We start from the raw sequence: 16,501 nt of genomic DNA, 5'->3' as shown, positions 1-16,501 counted from the left end.
GCCGCGTGAACCTCACCGAGCTCGGCTACGTCGCCGGCTGGCGGGTGGTCCGCGCGTTACCTCGGCCGTTGGTGGCGGCGGCGTTTCAGGCGGGCGCGGACCGCGCCCACCGCACCGGCGGCGGGGGTACGGCCCGACTGCGCGCGAACCTGCGCCGGGTGGTCGGCCCGGACCTGCCCGACGCCGAGCTGGACGATCTCGTCAAGCGCGGGTTGCGCTCGTACGCCCGGTACTGGATGGAGGCGTTCCGGCTGCCCTCGCTGAGCCGCGCGCAGATCCTGTCCGGTTTCCGGCTCGACGGCGCCGAGTTGCTCGCCGCGGACGTGGCCGCCGGCCGGGGCGCGGTGGTGGCGTTGCCGCACGCCGGCAACTGGGACGCCGCGGGCGCCTGGGTGGCCGCCACCGGTTGGCCGATTGCCACCGTCATGGAGCGGCTCAAGCCGGAGGGCGTGTACAAGCGGTTCCTGGCCTTCCGAGAGGTCCTCGGGATGGAGATCCTGCCGACGCACGGCGGGCCACGTCCGGCGTTCGACGTGCTGCTGGACCGGGTACGCGCCGGTGCGGTGGTGCCGCTGCTGGCCGACCGGGACCTCTCCGCCCGCGGGGTGGAGGTGGACTTCTTCGGCGGGAAGACCCGGATGCCGGCCGGGCCCGCACTGCTGGCGCTGCACACCGGAGCGCCGCTCTACGTGGCCTCGATGTGGTACGAACCGGACGCCGCGTGCGCGTCGCTCGCCGGCCCGCTGCCGGTCCCCGGACCCGAGGTGGGGCCTTTGGACCAGCGGGTCCGTTTGCTGACCCAGCTGATCGCCGACCGTCTGGCGGCGGGCATCGCCCGGCATCCGGAAGACTGGCACATGTTGCAGCGGATGTGGCTGGACCAGCGGAGGACGGGGGACGGCACGGAGCTGCCCTCGTCGGCCTCCGGGCAGGTCTGAGGGGGTGGTGGGCACGGTGAGCGCGAGGAGTGCAGCGCAGCGGAGCCCCGGGGTCGTGAGCGAGGCGGGCGCGCCGCGATGGTGTCCCACGGTCGCGGTCACGGACAGGGGGCGCTGACGCATGCGGATCGGCATCGTGTGCCCGTACTCCTTCGACGTCCCCGGCGGGGTGCAGAACCACGTCATGGACCTCGCCGAGGCGCTGATCGCGCTCGGCCACGAGGTCAGCGTGCTCGCCCCGGCCGACGAGGATTCGCCGCTGCCGGCGTACGTGGTGTCCGCCGGCCGTGCCATGCCGCTGCCGTACAACGGATCGGTGGCCCGGATCGCGTTCGGCCCGGTCTCGACCGCCCGGGTCCGGCGTTGGATCACCAATGGCGACTTCGACGTGCTGCACGTGCATGAGCCGCTCACGCTGAGCCTGTCGCTGCTGGCCGTGCTCTCCGCTCGCGGCCCGGTGGTGGCCACGTTCCACACCGCGATGACCCGTTCGCGGGTGTTGGCGGCGGCGCAGGGTGTGCTCCAGATCGTGTTGGAACGGATCACCGCCCGGATCGCGGTCAGCGCGCTGGCCCGCAAGGTGCAGGTCGAGCACATGGACGGCGGCGCGGTGGAGATCCCCAACGGGGTGGCGGTGGCGAAGTTCGCCGACGTCGAGCCGTTGCCGGGCTGGCCGGGTGAGTGTGGCCCGGGCACCGGCGGCACGCTGGGCTTCCTGGGCCGGTTCACCGAGGCGCGCAAGGGCTTCCCGGTGCTGCGCGACGCGTTCGTGGCGCTGGCCGCCACCAGGCCGGGGCTACGGCTGCTCGTCGCCGGCCCGGGTGCTCCCGACGACCTGTACGACCAGTTCCCGCCCGACCTGCACGAGCGCGTCACGTTCCTCGGCCTGGTCACCGAACCGGACAAGGCGCGGATGCTGCGCAGTGTGCACCTCTACGTGGCACCGAACACCGGCGGCGAGTCCTTCGGCATGATCCTCACCGAGGCGTTGGCGGCCGGTACGACGGTCGTCGCCAGCGACCTGGACGCGTTCCGGCGGGTGCTCGACGGTGGGCGTGCCGGCCGGCTGTTTCCCACCGGTGACCCGGCGGGACTGCGCGAGGCCCTGGCCGAGCTGTTGGACGACCCGGCGGGGCGGGCCGCACTGACCGCCTGCGGGGATCAGGTCGTGGCGAATTTCGACTGGCCCGTGGTTGCTCGCCGCGTTCTGGAGGTATACGCAGCGGCGATCGAAGCAACCGACGGGCGGGTCATCGACCAGGAATGGGTGGGGCTGGGCTGACCGGTGTGACGGATGGTGCGGTGGCGACCGGTTGTCCGGCGTGACCGCACCCACTCGGAGCTGAAACGGAGCAGCACTACGATGCCGCACATGTGGTGGGTGGTGGCCGCGAGCGTGGTCGTTGGGCTGGTCGCGGCGTACCTCATCTGGACCGCCGGCCGGGTCGAGAGGTTGCAGAGCCGCGCGGAGCTGGCGGCCCGGGCGCTCGACGCCCACCTGCTGCGCCGGGCGGCCGCGGCGGCCGTGCTGGCCGAGCGGCGCTTCGGCGTGGAGCTGTACGCGGCGGCCCGGATCGCCCTGGACGCCAGCCCGGACGAGCGGGAGGCGGCAGAGAACGACCTGACCCGGCAGCTGCGTTCCGTCCCGTTGGATCCGGGCGATCCGGACTGCGGGGCGGTCATCGCCGCCAGTCGCCGGCTCGCGCTGTCCCGCCAGGTGCACACCGACCTGGTGCGGGACGCCCGTTCGGCGCGCAGCCGGCCGCTGGTGCGGTTGTTGCGGATGGGGCGGGGTCGGGAGTGGCCGCGCTACTTCGACATCGACGACCCGACCCTGACGGTGCCCGCGGACGTGCCCGCGAGCTGACCCGGTGGGCCGGTGATCGGTGCCACAGAGCAGGCCACCGGGGGTCTGATTGGCTGTCGGTGCGGCGTTGACCCGCGCGTAGCATTTTCGCTGCCACCCCCAGGAGCCCGTCCAAGGAGCGATGACCCGTGCCCGAAAACACCGTCTCGAACACCGGTACCGCCCCCGTCGTCGGCACCGCCCGCGTGAAGCGTGGCATGGCCGAGATGCTCAAGGGCGGCGTGATCATGGATGTGGTCAACGCCGAGCAGGCCAAGATCGCTGAGGACGCCGGCGCCGTCGCGGTGATGGCCCTGGAGCGGGTGCCCGCCGACATCCGCGCGCAGGGCGGGGTGTCCCGGATGAGCGACCCCGACATGATCGACGGGATCATCGAGGCGGTCTCCATCCCGGTGATGGCCAAGGCCCGCATCGGTCACTTCGTCGAGGCGCGGATCCTCCAGTCGCTCGGCGTCGACTACGTCGACGAGTCCGAGGTGCTGACCCCGGCCGACTACGCGAACCACATCGACAAGTGGGCCTTCACGGTGCCCTTCGTCTGCGGCGCGACCAACCTGGGCGAGGCGCTGCGCCGGATCACCGAGGGCGCGGCCATGATCCGCTCCAAGGGTGAGGCCGGCACCGGTGACGTCTCCAACGCCACCACCCACATGCGGAAGATCCGTCAGGAGATCGCCCGGCTGTCCTCGCTGCCGACCGACGAGCTGTACGTCGCGGCCAAGGAGCTGCAGGCGCCGTACGACCTGGTCAAGGAGGTCGCCGAGAGCGGCAAGCTGCCGGTGGTGCTGTTCACCGCCGGCGGGATCGCCACTCCGGCCGACGCGGCGATGATGATGCAGCTCGGCGCGGAGGGCGTCTTCGTCGGCTCCGGCATCTTCAAGGCCGGCAACCCGGCCCAGCGGGCCGCCGCGATCGTCAAGGCCACCACCTTCCACGACGACCCGGACGTGCTGGCCAAGGTTTCCCGGGGTCTCGGCGAGGCGATGGTCGGCATCAACGTCGACGAGATCCCGCAGCCGCACCGCCTGGCCGAGCGCGGCTGGTGAGCGCTCCTTCGGGCGGCGTGAACCGGAGAGGAACTGTGTGAACGTGACGGCACCCGTGATCGGCGTTCTCGCGCTCCAGGGGGACGTCCGCGAGCACGTCGCGGCACTGGCCGCGGCGGGCGCGGACGCCCGCCCGGTCCGGCGTCCGACCGAGCTGGACTCGGTCGACGGCCTGGTCATCCCCGGGGGTGAGTCCACCACCATCAGCAAGCTCACCGACATCTTCGAGATGCGCGAGCCGATCGACAAGCGGATCGCCGACGGCATGCCGGTCTACGGATCCTGCGCGGGCATGATCATGCTGGCGACGGTGGTGTTGGACGGCCGACCGGACCAGCGGGGCTTCGCCGGCATCGACATGACCGTCCGGCGCAACGCGTTCGGCCGGCAGGTCGACTCGTTCGAGGCGCCGGTGGAGATCGCCGGGGTGCCGGGGGAGCCGTTCCACGCGGTGTTCATCCGCGCGCCCTGGGTCGAGCGGGTCGGTGCCGGCGTCCAGGTGATCGGGACGGTGACCGGCGGCCCGGCCGCCGACCGGATCGTGGCGGTCCGGCAGGGCAACCTGCTGGCCACCTCGTTCCACCCGGAGCTGACCGGTGACCTGCGCGTGCACGCGTACTTCGTGGACCTGGTGCGGGCCGCCTCCTGACGGCCGTGCCCCGTTGCTCAGCCGGCGACCGCCCGCAGCTGCCCCGGGCGGCGGCCGGCCAGCTGGTCGAGCGCGATCGCCGTGGCGGCGTCGGCGGGCAACTGCACCACCAGGCGCTGCGGGTCGGCATCGGCCAGCTCGAGGGTCTCGACGTTGAGGCGCAACAGCCCCGCCGCCGGATGGCGCACCGTCAGCAGACCGGTACGCGCGGCGGTGACCGGTCGCTGCCGCCAACGGTCGACGAACGGCGCGCCCACCGTACGGGCCAGCTGCTCGGCGAAGGCGTCGCTGGCCGGATCGCCCCGGCGCAGCAGGTGCAGCTCCGCGACCTGCTGGTCGGCCAGCGCCGACCACTGCGGATAGTGCGCACGGGCCCGCTCGTCGGTCAGCACGAACCAGACCAGGTTCGGTCGCGACCCGTCCAGCAGGCCGAGCGGGCGGGCGAGCACGTCGAATGGCTCATTCCAGGCCAGCACGTCACCGAGCCGGTTGAGCACGTACGCCGGGGTGTCGCGCAGCGCGTCGAGCATGGCGCGGACCGTGGGCCGGACGGTGCGGGACACCGTCGGCCGGTCGCCCGAGCAGAGCTGTCGGGCGTGCTGAGCTGAGGCGAGTTGCCGCAGGTGTTCGCGGTCGGCGCTGTCCAGGCGCAGCGCGTCGGCGAGCGCGGCGAGGATCTCCGGCGATGGCCGGGTGTCGCGGCCCTGTTCCAGTCGGGTCAGGTATTCCACGCTGACCTGCGCCAACGTCGCCAGCTCGGCCCGGCGCAGCCCGGGGGTGCGTCGGCGGGGGCCCTCGGGGAGGCCGACCTCGGCCGGCCGCCGCGCTTCGCGGCGACTGCGCAGGAAGGCGCCCAGCTCTCCGTCCATCACCGAGCCAGTCTGGCAGTCGGCGTCGGCCGGTGGGTGGCCCCGGCAGGGCCATCCTCGCGGCGGTCTCCCCCCGCCGCCGCGTGGCTCGCAGGATCGGGGGCATGAGAAACGCACAGAGCACAGGACCGCTGCGGATCGGTGTGATCGTGGGCAGCACCCGCCCGGGTCGGCGCGGCGCGGCGGTCGCCCGTTGGGTCATGGAGGTGGCCGAGCGGCACGAGGCGGTACGCGCCGGGGACGCCGTCTTCACACTGGTGGACCTCGCCGAGCAGGCATTACCACTGTTGGACGAGCCGGTGCCGGCGCTGTTCGGCGACTACCGGCATCCGCACACCCGGCGGTGGGCGGAGGTGGTGGACGGCTGCGACGCCTTCGTCTTCGTCACCCCGGACTACAACCGCTCGATACCGGCAGCGCTCAAGAACGGCATCGACTTCCTGTACGCGGAGTGGACCGACAAGGTGGCCGGGGTGCTGAGCTACGGCGTGCAGGGCGGCACCCGGGCCGCCGATCACCTGCGGGCGATTCTGACCGAGGTGCGGACGGTGGTGGCGCCGACCGGAGTGGCGCTGTCGATCTTCACTGACTTCGACTTCACCGGGGCCGACCCTGGTGACCGGACCGCCGGCCGCTTCGCGCCGGGTGACGGTCGGGAAGCGGAGCTGTCCACGATGCTCGCCGAGGTCGTGACCTGGTCGCGGGTGCTTCGTCCGGCAGATCGTGCGCTGTTGGGGTCGTAGCCCATCGCGGATTTCGTCCCGTCTGCCCCGGTCTGGGGGGACGGGACGGAGTCGCCGCGCGCGGTGCATGACAGCGACCCGGGGGACGTCGGTAGGATTGCGGAGATTCGGCAGGGCCATCTGCCCGCCAGGCTTCCGCCAGAGCTGACCGGCACCTCCGCGTGCGCCGGCGGGAGTGGGGCGTGAGCGGTGCGGTCGATGCAGACGGCGGGTAGCAACGGAGGTAGAAGATGTCCGGCCACTCAAAGTGGGCGACGACCAAGCACAAGAAGGCCGTCATCGACGCCAAGCGCGGCAAGATGTTCGCCAAGCTGATCAAGAACGTCGAGGTGGCCGCGCGGATCGGCGGCGGCGACCCCACCGGCAACCCGACTCTCTTCGACGCGATCCAGAAGGCGAAGAAGAGCTCGGTGCCGAACGACAACATCGACCGCGCCGTCAAGCGCGGCTCCGGCCTGGAAGCGGGCGGCGCCGACTGGCAGACGATCATGTATGAGGGGTACGGCCCGAACGGCGTGGCCATGCTCATCGAGTGCCTCACCGACAACCGCAACCGGGCGGCCACCGAGGTGCGGACGGCGCTGACCCGCAACGGCGGCTCGCTCGCCGACGCCGGCTCGGTGTCGTACATGTTCTCCCGCAAGGGCGTGGTGATCGTGCCCAAGGAGGGCACCAGCGAGGACGACGTGATGATGGCGGTCCTCGACGCCGGCGCCGAGGAGGTCAACGACCTCGGTGAGGCGTACGAGGTGGTCTCCGAGCCGACCGACCTGGTCCCGGTGCGGACTGCGCTACAGGACGCCGGCATCGAGTACGAGTCGGCGGAGTCCTCCCTGATCCCCAGCATGAACATCCCGCTGGACGAAGAGGGCGCCCGCAAGATCTTCAAGCTGATCGACGTCCTGGAAGACTGCGACGACGTGCAGAACGTCTACGCGAACTTCGACATCAGCGACGACGTGATGGCGGCGGTCGACGCCTGAGAGCGGTCCACTCGGAACCACGGAGGTCGGGGTGTCCCTCGCGCTGGGACACCCCGACTTTCGCAAAGCCGGGTGGACCAGGCGATGGCGTCGAACGTGGAGGTGGGAAAGTGGCGGCAGAACGGTTCGCGCCAGGTGACACGGTGGTGCGCCGTGAGGTGCTGCGGGGCGAGGTCTGGTTCGCCTGCCCGACGATCTGCGTCGAGGACTCGCCCGACCTGCTCGCCCTCTACCTTCCACCGGGAGCCGAGTTCGGCTTCCCGGAGACCGGCGTCTTTCCGTGCGGACGGCACCCGTGGGAGACCGCCGGGCACCGCTCCTGGTCCGGCCACGGCAAGCTGATGCTGCAACGCCCCGGCGAGGCGCACTCGGTCGACGTGTTCTGGACGGGGCCGGGGCGCGACTTCGCCGGCTGGTACTTCAACCTGCAGGACCCGGTGCGTCGTACGCCGATCGGGGTGGACACCCTCGACCACGAGCTGGACCTGTGGTGGGGCGCGGACGCCGACCGGTACGTCTGGAAGGACGTGGAGATGTTCGCCCAGCGCCTCGTCGAGGGGCGTTACCCCGGGATGGCTGACGCGATCCAGGCCGAGGGTGACCGGATCGCGGCGCTGCTCGACGCGAGCGAGCGTTGGTGGGACCCGGCGTGGGCGCAATGGCACCCCGATCCGGCCTGGTCGGTGCCCCCGCTGCCCACCGGCTGGGACCAGGTGCCGCCCGCCCGCTGAGCAGCCCGCCGACCCCCGAGCGTCAGCGTTTCGGCAGCGCGTCGATCAGGAACACCTGGTCCGGGCCGTTCGTGCACGGCTCGACCAGCGCCTCGGCCGACACCTCCGTGTCATCGTCGCGCAGCCCGACGCACAGGTCCGTGCGGGTGGGCCGGATGCGGTACGAGGTCGGCGCGGACCCGGTCGGCTCGAAGCGGAACAGCTGGGACCAGTTGGCCTGGCTGCACTTCGTGACGGGTTCGAGCATATTCCGGCCGGGATTCTCGCCCCGGACGGTGAGGCAGCCCGGCCCGTGCTCCGGGTGGTTCCACTTGATGAAGTACAGCCCGCCGGCCGCCGGCTCCAGATAGGTGTCCGGCGGGGTGGCCTCGGCGCAGGAGATCTGCACCGCCACCTGGCTGCCGTACTCGCCGGTGCGGTCACGCCCCTCGCTGACGCAGAGTTGCGGGCTGCGGGCGGGACGGATCTGGCTCAGGAGCGCGTCTGGGCCGATGGTCGGGCTGGCGCTGCTCTCGGGGGTGGCCGAGGGGGTCTCGCCCGCCGACGTGGCCGGCGGGCTCCCACCTGCCGATGTGCTCGGGTCGGTGAGCTGTGCCGTTCGCCGCTCGTCGTCGTCGGGGCGCTGCGTCCAGATGCCCACGCCGAGCGCCGCCAGCAGGACGCCGACGAGCAGCATCAGTGGCACCGGCCGCGCGAACCAGCGCGGTCGGGTGGCACTCGCGCTCCCCGCCCCCGTGCCGATGGATGGACGGAGGTCGGGTGCGACGCCGTCGGCGGTCTGGTGGTCGGCTGCGGCGCCGTCGACCGGCTGGCGGTCCGGCGCGGGCGACACCGGCGGGGGCGGTGTCGGCGCGTAGGTGCCCACCGCGAGCCGGTGCCGCGCCCGCAGCCACGTCTCCACCTGATCCTCCGCGCCACAGGCCCGGACGAACGCGGCCACCACCTCGGGTCGAGGCAGTGTGGATCGGCGCAGGATGTCGGCGGCGGTGCTGCGAGCCAGCACGTCACCGCTCGCCGCCGCGCGTTGCTCCAACTGTCGGTACGTGAGTCGCGACCGGTCCTTGAGCCGGCGCAGCATGTCGACGAACTCGGCCGGGTCGGTCGCCTCGTCCGGTCGTAGCTCCCCCGTGGTCATCGCACGATTGTCCAGACCCGGGACGGGTGGGGGCAAGGCGGCCCGGGGTGACTGTCCGAGATGGTCGGACAAGATCCGGACATGCCGTCCTGAGCTGCCCGGACATCGCACCGCGCTGACCAGGGCATTGTTCTCGCCGACGGGCTTATCTACCGTCTGTCCTCAATGGCCGCGCCGCTGATCGGTGTGCGGCTGGCGCATTCGAATGGGCACCGATTCAGGGCCCGACGACATCAACGACACGGGGAGATCCGATGGATGACGCTGCCCGGGATCCGCTGACGCACGTGGCCACGGCGGGGGAGTACGTCGCACTGCTCCGCGACGTGCGTCGGCGTTCCGGTCTGACCTACCGGGAGATCACCAGGCAGGCCTCGGCGGCCGGGCACTGGCTACCGCCGAGCACTCTCGCCACGATGCTGGGGCGGACCACCCTGCCCCGGGAGCGCACCGTCGTGGCCCTGCTGGTGGCCTGCGGCACCACGCCCGCCGACGTGCGGCGGTGGGTGGAGACGCGCCGGAACATCGAGGCCCAGCTCGGCGAGCGGGATCGATGGGAGAACCAGGCGGTGCCGACCACCTCGTCGCCACCCGCGGCACCCCAGCAGGCCGCGAACAGCGCACCGGCCGTGGACGGCGCACCGGCCGCGAACAGCGAACCAGCTGCGAACAGCCCACCGGCTGCGAACAGCGCACCGGCCGGGACCGTCGTCGGCCCGGTCCGGCCGACGCCGCCGCCGCGGGTCACCGCGCCCTGGCCGACCCGCCGTTGGCTTCGGCTCGCGCTGCTCGCCGTGCTCGGCGTGCTCACGGTCGGGGCGTCCGGGGTGCTGCTCCCTGGTGCCGCCGCCACCGTCGACAGCTCGCCGTCCGACGGTTGTCCGCTGATCCTGCGCCAGGGCATGTACGGCCCGTGCGTGCTGGACCTCCAGGAGCGTCTGGTGGCGGGCGGACTGGAGGTGCCCGTGGACGGCTGGTTCGGCCCGGACACCACCAGCCGACTGATCGTCTTCCAGGCGTTCGGTGGCCTGCCGGTCAGCGGCACGGCGGACGGGCGGGTGCTCGACGAGTTGTCCGGCGCGGTGAAGGTGCCGCCCACCTGGACGGAGGACCGGATCGGCAAGGAGGTGCGGCGGGTCTTCCCGGAGGACCCGGGCGGGGCGGTGCAGCTGGCGCGCTGCCTGTCCGGGTTGGACCCGTACCGCGTGGAGATCGCCGGGGACGGGTCGCGGCGCTGGGGGTTGTTCCAGTTCAGCGACATGGAGTTGTCCCGGTTGGGCGTCGACCGGCGGACGGCGCTGGACCCGGGTTGGAGCATCGGGGCGGCCCGGCACGTCTGGTCGCGTACCGGCGATTTTGGCCACTGGCACTGCACGGCGTCGCGGTGACGCGTGATGCTGCCCGCCCGGGTCCACGGACCGGGCGGGCAGCATCCCCCGTCACACCGACCGACGGCTCACGGCCGCAGCCGGTTGGCGTACACGTGCGCGCCCACGGAACGGCCGGTGGCGAGTCCGGCGTCCGCGTCGAACCGGTAGTGCACGCCGAGGTAGATGCGGCTCAGCGCGTTCTCCTCGGCGGCGTGGTCGAAGCCGGGCATGTGCCGGACCACGCCCTCCGCGTGCGGGTCGTCGGTGGTGGCGTCGAAGGCGATCGCGTCGGTGCCGAAGAACCTCTTCATCACGGCCGACCAGGCCCCCGCGAAGGTGGCGTGCCCGGAGATGTAGGCCGGGAAGGCCGGCGTGTACGGCATCCCGGCGCGATCCTGGGACAGCGGCTGCCAACCGGCGCCGCCCATCGCCTCGATGGCCGTCACCGGCCGCCACAGGTCGATCGGTGTCTGGTACTTGGCGTCCCAGGCGGCGATGGCGGCGTCGGCGAGCGCGAGAGCGACCAGCCCGAAGAGCCGGGCGTTGGCCAGGATGCCGAGCTGACGTTGCTCCGACACGATCCGGGTGTGCGAGAAGAGCTGACCCGGTGGCTTGTACGTACCTCCCAGGTCGTTGGCCCAGAAGAACGCGATCTGCGTCTGCTCGGGGGTCCGCAGCGACGACGTCTGACCGCCGTAGTCACGGATCTCCTGCACCTGGTCGCGGTATTCCTGCTCGCCGAGCAGGTCGGCGTAACCTCCGGTCACCCCGGCGGGTAGCCCGGGGCGGAACTGACGGCCGGAGGTGAGCGCGAACGGGGTGACGAGGCCCCAGTTCGGGCTGACCGCCGCCTTTCCGTTGGTCGGCCGCCACGACCCGGGCACGGCGTCCAGTTGGTACGGCGTGTTGTTGCCGGAGCCGTCGTTGGCGCGGGCCTGGAGGTTGGCGGTGGCCGCCGCCGCGCCGACGGTGTCACCACGGGCGACCTCGGCGGCGTTCACCCCCGACGGCCGGAGGGCGACAGCGCCGGCGAGGGCCTGGGTGTAGGACTGGCCCTGACCGCCGTACAGGGCGGTCAGCACGTCGTACGCGGCCCGGTCGATGGCGGCGTGCAGGGACGGCGCCACGACGTTGTCCATGGTGCCCGGGTAACTGACAGGCACCCGTACCCGGTAGGGATTTCCGACGCCGGTGACCGAGACGGCGGCGTCGTGCATCGCCGCGTGCAGGATGGCGGCCTCCCGGGAGGAGGAGGTGGGCGGCAGGTCCAGCGCCTGGTAGGTGCGCAGCAGCACGCCGTTCCAGTACAGGATCGGATCGGTGGCCGGGTCGACGGCCAAAGGGCTGAGCGAGACGTTGTCGAACCGGACCGTCGAGGAGGCCTGGCCACCGAGGTGGAACAGGAGCACCGCCTTCGGGTCACCGAACGCGGAGGTGAAGTCGAAGGTGAACCGGCGCATCGTGGGGGTTAGCGCGACGCTCTGGTCGACGGCGGAGGTGAAGGGCGTGTCCGCCCGGGAGACCGAGACGCGCAGGGAGCGGCTGACGTCCGCGGCGGCGTCGAACTGCAACCGGTACGGCTGCGCGGCCGTCACTCCGAACTCGAAGTGGCCGACCAGGTCCTCCCAGACGGGCTTGCCGACCGTCGCGCTGGTGCGGACGCGCAGTTGCCCGGCGTTGACCGTCGTGCTGGTCGAGGCGAGCCGGGTCCACCAGGGCTGGGTGCTGCCGTTGTCGAACGTGCCGTTGAGGATGAGGTCGCCCGGGGCGGCGGCGGCCGGCGTGGGCCGGACGAGGGCCGTGAGGGTGCTGGCGAGGGCGACCGCGAGCACCACGCTGAGCAGGCGACGAAGGTGCCGTGTGTTGATCGGTGGGGACATCGAGAGCCTTTCCGGTCCAGGGACCGGCGACGACCAGGTCGTTGCCGTGAGGATCGGCTCAACGTAGGAGCGTTCGCGCTGTTCACGGCCTCCGAACAGCGCTCGGAACGGGCCCGTACGGCGGCGGGCGCCGGCATCCGTCAGGACACCGGCGCCCGCGTGGGGCGAACCGTCGACTCAGCCGATCGTCTCGCGCTCCCGCCAGGCGGCGCGCAGCGAGGTCCGGCCGTTGGTGCGCAGGAGTGAACCCTCGTAGACCCGGGCCCCGGCGATCACGAACGCAGCGGCCGCGACCAGCAGGATGACCAGCGAGACGATCGGTTCCCAGGTGGCCGCGTCACCGGTGAACAGCCGCAGTGGCATGGCCGTCGGCGACGAGAACGGCAGGTACGACAGCACCCGCATCGCCGTGGCGTTGTCGTTCAGGAAGATCACCGCGAAGAACGGCAGCATCACGGCGAACTGCACGGGTGTCGACACGGCGGCGATGTCCTCCTGCCGGTTGGCCAGCGCGCCGGCTGCCGCCCACATCGCGGCGAGCAGCACGAAACCGAGCAGGAAGAACGGCACGAACCAGCCGATCGCCGGGGCGAGCAGGCTGAGCAGGCCACCGCTGTCGCCGATCTGCATGCCGAGCACCGCCACCACGGCGATGAGCGCGATCTGTGCGAACGCCAGGATGCCGCCGGCCACCACCTTGCCGGCCAGCAACGCCCGCACCGGCACCGCCGCGACCAGGATCTCCACGATGCGGGTCTGCTTCTCCTCGGTGACGCTCTGCGCGATCTGCAGGCCGAAGGTCTGCGACGTGATGAAGAAGACGAACGCGAAGACGAACGGCACCAGGAACGCCACCACCGGGTCGACCGCGTCCGGGTCGAGCAACTGCACCGGCGGCGAGGTGCTCAGCGCCTGGACCACGTCGGTGGGGGACTCGTCCATCGCGAGAACCTTCGGACCGGAGACCACCGCCGCGTCCACGTCACCGTCGCGGACGGCCTGCTCGGCGGCCCGGTCGTCGGCGACCACGCGGACGTCGAGTCCGGCGTCCCGCAGCGGCCCGGCTGCCTCCTGGGTGACGGCCACAGTGTCCGGACCGCCGGAGAGCAGCGGCGGCAGGATGGTGCCCGCCGCCGCGATCAGCAGGAAGAAGAGGGTGCCGAACAGGAAGGTGCGGTCGCGGAGTTTGACGCGGATCTCGCGTTCGGCGACCAGCCGGGTGGCCTGGGTGACGTTCACTGGGTGACCTCTCGGAAGATCTCGGTGAGCGAGGGGCTGACCGGGCGGAAGGCGCGGACCGGGCCGCGGGCGAGGGCCGCCTGCAGCACGGGCTGTTCGTCGGCGCCGGCCGGCAGGTCGAAGACGACTCGAGCACCGTCCAGTTCGACCAGGGTGACCCCTGGCTGGTCGCGTACCCAGCCGGCGTCGCCGGCCACCACCAGCTCGTAGCGGGGCACGGTGTACGAGTCGCGCAGTTGCTGCCGGCTGCCGGCGGCGCGGATCACCCCGTCGCCGATGATCACCAGGTCGTCGCAGAGGCGCTCCACGACGTCGAGCTGGTGGCTGGAGAAGAGCACCGGCGCTCCGGCCGAGGCGCGTTCCCGCAGCACTGTGACGACGGTGTCGACGGCGAGGGGGTCGAGGCCGGAGAACGGCTCGTCGAGCACCAGCACCTCGGGGTCGTGCACCAGCGCGGCGGCGATCTGGGCCCGTTGCTGGTTGCCCAGCGACAGCGTCTCCAGCAGGTCGTCGCCGCGCGCACCGAGCCCGACCCGTTCCAGCAGGGTGTCGGTGGCGCGCCGAGCCGCCGGTGCGTCCAGGCCGTGCAGCCGGCCCAGGTAGGTCACCTGCTCCCGGGTGGTCATCTTGGGGTAGAGGCCGCGCTCCTCCGGCATGTAACCGAAGCGCTGGCGGTCCTGCCGGGTCAGGGTCCTGCCACCCCAGCTCACCTCGCCGGCGTCGGCGGACAGCACACCCAGGATGATCCGCATGGTGGTGGTCTTGCCGGCGCCGTTGGCGCCGACGAAGCCGGTCATCCGGCCGGCGGCCACCTCGAAGGACACGTTCTTGAGCACCTGCCGGTCGCCGAAACTGCGGTCGACGCCGTCGAGGCGAAGCGTTCTGGTCACGCATCCACGCTAGATCGAATGCGGCGTCACGCCGTCCGTCCGAGGACTGAGCGGGTGGGTCCGTCCTACGACGGATGGCGGTCACCCGCCGGGCCGGACCACCCCGTTCTCGTACGCGAACACCACCGCCTGGACCCGGTCGCGCAGGCCCAGTTTGGCCAGCACCCGACTCACGTGCGTCTTCACCGTCGCCTCGCCCAGGTGGATGCTCGCGGCGATCTCGGCGTTGCTCGACCCGCCGGCGAGCAGCACCAGCACCTCCCGTTCCCGCGGGGTCAGCCCGGCCAGCGCGGCGTCGGCCTCCGGTCCCCGGTGGGCGGTGCCCGCCGGGTCACCGGGACGGGCGAACGTGGAGATCACCCGCCGGGTGATCTCCGGGGCGAGCAGGCCGTCGCCCCTGGCCAGCACACGAATCGCCTCGATCAGCTCCTCCGGCGTGCCGTTCTTCAGCAGGAAGCCGCTGGCACCGGCCCGCAGCGCGGCGAAGAGGTAGTCGTCGCGGTCGAAGGTCGTGAGGATCAGCACCGCCGGCCCACCGGGCCCGTCGGCGGTGATCTGCCGGGTGGCCTCCAGGCCGTCCATCCCGGGCATCTCCACGTCCATGAGTACGACATCCGGGCGGGTGGCTCGGGTCATGGTGACGGCCCGTTCGCCGTCGGCCGCCTCGCCGACCACCTCGATGTCGTCCTCCACCTCGAGGATGACCCGGAAGCCGGTGCGGACGAGGTGCTGGTCGTCGGCGAGCAGCACCCGGACGGTCGGACCCGGGGCCGACGTCTCGCCGGTCGGTGCGGCGCTCATGCCGAACGCGCCGTGTCGACGACCGGCTGCTGCTCGTCGCTCGGCGCCCGCTGTGCGCCCACCGGCGGGTCCGCCGCTGCCGGCAGTGGGAAGCGGGCGCGTACCCGCCAGCCGCCACCGGCGCGCGGCCCGGCCTCCAGGTCGCCGTCGTGGGCGCTGACCCGTTCGTGCATCCCGATCAGGCCCAGCCCGAGGGCGTTGACCTGGCGGCCAGCTCGTCCGTCGTCGGTCACGTCGACCTCCACCTCGCGGGCCAGGTACCGGACCCGCACGTCCAACACGTTCGCTCCGGCGTGCTTCAGGGTGTTGGTCACCGCCTCCTGCGTCACCCGGTAGGCCGCCTGCGAGACCGACTCGGGCAACGCGACCGCGTCGCCGTACACCCCGAGGGTTGCCGTGAGGCCCGCGGCTCGGGCCCGCTCGACCAGCTCGCCGATCCGTTCGACGCCGCCGGTCGCTGGCGGCTCGGCGTCGGCGTTGGCGGGGGCCCGCAGCACGCCGAGCATCCGACGCAGCTCGTCGACGGCGGTGCGGGCGCTCTGCTCGATGGCGGTGAGGGCCGTGCGGGCCTTGCCAGGGTCGCGGTCGAAGACCCGGCGGCAGGCGGACGCCTGCACCCCCATGACCGACACGTGGTGGGCGACCACGTCGTGCAGCTCCCGGGCGATCCGGACCCGTTCGCCGAGCACCGCCCGTTCCCGAGCCTCGGCCTGGGACCGGCGCAGGTCCTCGGCCTGGGTCCGCAGCTCGTGTTCGCGGCGCGCGGCGACCCAGGCGGTCTCGCCGAAGAAGTACGCGAAACCGAAGACCAGCACGTTGACCAGGACGCCGGTGACCATCGCGGCGAGCACCGGTGGCACCGGCCCGACGGCGTCGGCGAAGGCGCCGGGCGGGATGTGGTCGATGGACACCGCGTAGTAGATCCCCAGCCAGGCGAACATCGTGGCGATCACGCCGATCCGCAGCCGGCGGGACCGCTGACGGTCCTGCCCCCAGGCGCCCACGGTGTAGAGGGCGCAGAACAGGGCCCACGAGGAGAACTGGGTCTCCGGGGCCGAGCGCGCCTGCGCGGCGATGAACGCCACCGAGATGATCAGCAGGGTCGCGGCCGGCCAGCGTCGCCGCCAGATCAGCGGCAGGGTCACCGCGACGGTCCAGAACAGCTGCTCCGGCCCGGACGGCGGCGGACCCAGCATGAACGCCCCGGTGCTGCGGGCCAGGGTGAGGCTCACCAGGGCCAGCGCGGTCACCCCGAGGCCGAGCCAGAGGTCGACCCGACGCTGCTCTGCCGTCGGGCCGGGTCGGCGCCAGTCCTCTCGCGATGACGTGCTCATCCAGGAACGATGCCACGGAACCCCCG

General features: G+C 72.2%; 16 protein-coding genes. 9 read left to right on the top strand and 7 right to left on the bottom strand.

What is annotated here, in order from left to right; translation table 11 throughout:
- The first annotated feature begins 5 nt into the window (after positions 1 to 5).
- The 5 genes from KBX46_RS16015 (at position 6) to pdxT (ending at position 4,500) form a co-directional block, all read left to right on the top strand.
- Positions 6 to 938, top strand: a complete 933-nt coding sequence (locus KBX46_RS16015) for a phosphatidylinositol mannoside acyltransferase (protein ID WP_210793083.1) — start codon at positions 6 to 8, stop codon at positions 936 to 938.
- Positions 939 to 1,059: 121 nt separating this feature from the next.
- A complete protein-coding gene (locus tag KBX46_RS16010; protein WP_210793082.1) occupies positions 1,060 to 2,220 on the top strand; it encodes a glycosyltransferase family 4 protein in 1,161 nt (386 codons plus the stop codon).
- Positions 2,221 to 2,301: 81 nt separating this feature from the next.
- Entirely contained in the window at positions 2,302 to 2,805 is a 504-nt protein-coding gene (locus KBX46_RS16005) for a hypothetical protein (RefSeq protein WP_088951617.1), read from the top strand.
- Positions 2,806 to 2,933: 128 nt separating this feature from the next.
- Positions 2,934 to 3,851 carry a pyridoxal 5'-phosphate synthase lyase subunit PdxS gene (pdxS, locus tag KBX46_RS16000; protein WP_099852153.1) on the top strand — a complete coding sequence of 306 codons (918 nt, stop codon included), beginning with the start codon at positions 2,934 to 2,936 and terminating at the stop codon, positions 3,849 to 3,851.
- A 43-nt stretch (positions 3,852 to 3,894) separates the two neighbouring features.
- Complete coding sequence (gene pdxT / locus KBX46_RS15995) at positions 3,895 to 4,500, top strand: pyridoxal 5'-phosphate synthase glutaminase subunit PdxT (RefSeq protein ID WP_210793081.1); 606 nt, start codon at positions 3,895 to 3,897, stop codon at positions 4,498 to 4,500.
- A gap of 17 nt (positions 4,501 to 4,517) precedes the next feature.
- Here pdxT and KBX46_RS15990 read toward each other — a convergent pair whose 3' ends face one another.
- Positions 4,518 to 5,369 carry a helix-turn-helix transcriptional regulator gene (locus tag KBX46_RS15990; RefSeq protein ID WP_247667635.1) on the bottom strand — a complete coding sequence of 284 codons (852 nt, stop codon included), beginning with the start codon at positions 5,367 to 5,369 and terminating at the stop codon, positions 4,518 to 4,520.
- A 104-nt stretch (positions 5,370 to 5,473) separates the two neighbouring features.
- Here KBX46_RS15990 and KBX46_RS15985 point away from each other — a divergent pair, with 104 nt between their 5' ends.
- The 3 genes from KBX46_RS15985 to KBX46_RS15975 all read left to right on the top strand — a co-directional run bounded on the left by KBX46_RS15985 (position 5,474) and on the right by KBX46_RS15975 (position 7,826).
- Entirely contained in the window at positions 5,474 to 6,112 is a 639-nt protein-coding gene (locus KBX46_RS15985) for an NADPH-dependent FMN reductase (protein ID WP_099852157.1), read from the top strand.
- Between the two features lie 230 nt (positions 6,113 to 6,342).
- Complete coding sequence (locus KBX46_RS15980) at positions 6,343 to 7,095, top strand: YebC/PmpR family DNA-binding transcriptional regulator (protein WP_088947365.1); 753 nt, start codon at positions 6,343 to 6,345, stop codon at positions 7,093 to 7,095.
- Between the two features lie 110 nt (positions 7,096 to 7,205).
- The gene (locus KBX46_RS15975) at positions 7,206 to 7,826 is read left to right on the top strand and encodes a DUF402 domain-containing protein (protein ID WP_210793079.1); all 621 of its coding nucleotides are present in this window, start codon (positions 7,206 to 7,208) and stop codon (positions 7,824 to 7,826) included.
- Between the two features lie 22 nt (positions 7,827 to 7,848).
- Here the strand turns inward: KBX46_RS15975 and KBX46_RS15970 are convergent, their stop codons facing one another.
- A complete protein-coding gene (locus KBX46_RS15970) occupies positions 7,849 to 8,961 on the bottom strand; it encodes an RICIN domain-containing protein (RefSeq protein ID WP_210793078.1) in 1,113 nt (370 codons plus the stop codon).
- Positions 8,962 to 9,215: 254 nt separating this feature from the next.
- Here KBX46_RS15970 and KBX46_RS15965 point away from each other — a divergent pair, with 254 nt between their 5' ends.
- On the top strand, positions 9,216 to 10,349 hold the full coding sequence (locus tag KBX46_RS15965; protein WP_210793077.1) for a peptidoglycan-binding protein: 1,134 nt from the start codon (positions 9,216 to 9,218) through the stop codon (positions 10,347 to 10,349).
- 68 nt (positions 10,350 to 10,417) lie between these two features.
- Here the strand turns inward: KBX46_RS15965 and KBX46_RS15960 are convergent, their stop codons facing one another.
- The 5 genes from KBX46_RS15960 to KBX46_RS15940 all read right to left on the bottom strand — a co-directional run bounded on the left by KBX46_RS15960 (position 10,418) and on the right by KBX46_RS15940 (position 16,475).
- Complete coding sequence (locus KBX46_RS15960; protein WP_210793076.1) at positions 10,418 to 12,211, bottom strand: carbohydrate binding domain-containing protein; 1,794 nt, start codon at positions 12,209 to 12,211, stop codon at positions 10,418 to 10,420.
- Positions 12,212 to 12,388: 177 nt separating this feature from the next.
- On the bottom strand, positions 12,389 to 13,450 hold the full coding sequence (locus tag KBX46_RS15955) for an ABC transporter permease (RefSeq protein WP_210793075.1): 1,062 nt from the start codon (positions 13,448 to 13,450) through the stop codon (positions 12,389 to 12,391).
- The gene (locus KBX46_RS15950) at positions 13,447 to 14,340 is read right to left on the bottom strand and encodes an ABC transporter ATP-binding protein (RefSeq protein ID WP_141908788.1); all 894 of its coding nucleotides are present in this window, start codon (positions 14,338 to 14,340) and stop codon (positions 13,447 to 13,449) included. Before KBX46_RS15950 ends, KBX46_RS15955 begins: the two co-directional genes overlap by 4 nt.
- 81 nt (positions 14,341 to 14,421) lie before the next feature.
- Entirely contained in the window at positions 14,422 to 15,141 is a 720-nt protein-coding gene (locus tag KBX46_RS15945; protein WP_088947372.1) for a response regulator transcription factor, read from the bottom strand.
- Positions 15,138 to 16,475 carry a sensor histidine kinase gene (locus KBX46_RS15940; protein WP_210793074.1) on the bottom strand — a complete coding sequence of 446 codons (1,338 nt, stop codon included), beginning with the start codon at positions 16,473 to 16,475 and terminating at the stop codon, positions 15,138 to 15,140. The genes KBX46_RS15945 and KBX46_RS15940 overlap by 4 nt, the downstream gene beginning before the upstream one ends.
- Between the last annotated feature and the right edge of the window lie 26 nt (positions 16,476 to 16,501).

Source organism: Micromonospora sp. C81 (genome assembly GCF_018070425.1).
Classification (GTDB): domain Bacteria; phylum Actinomycetota; class Actinomycetes; order Mycobacteriales; family Micromonosporaceae; genus Micromonospora; species Micromonospora zamorensis.
This window is presented reverse-complemented; position numbering and strand designations above follow the sequence as displayed.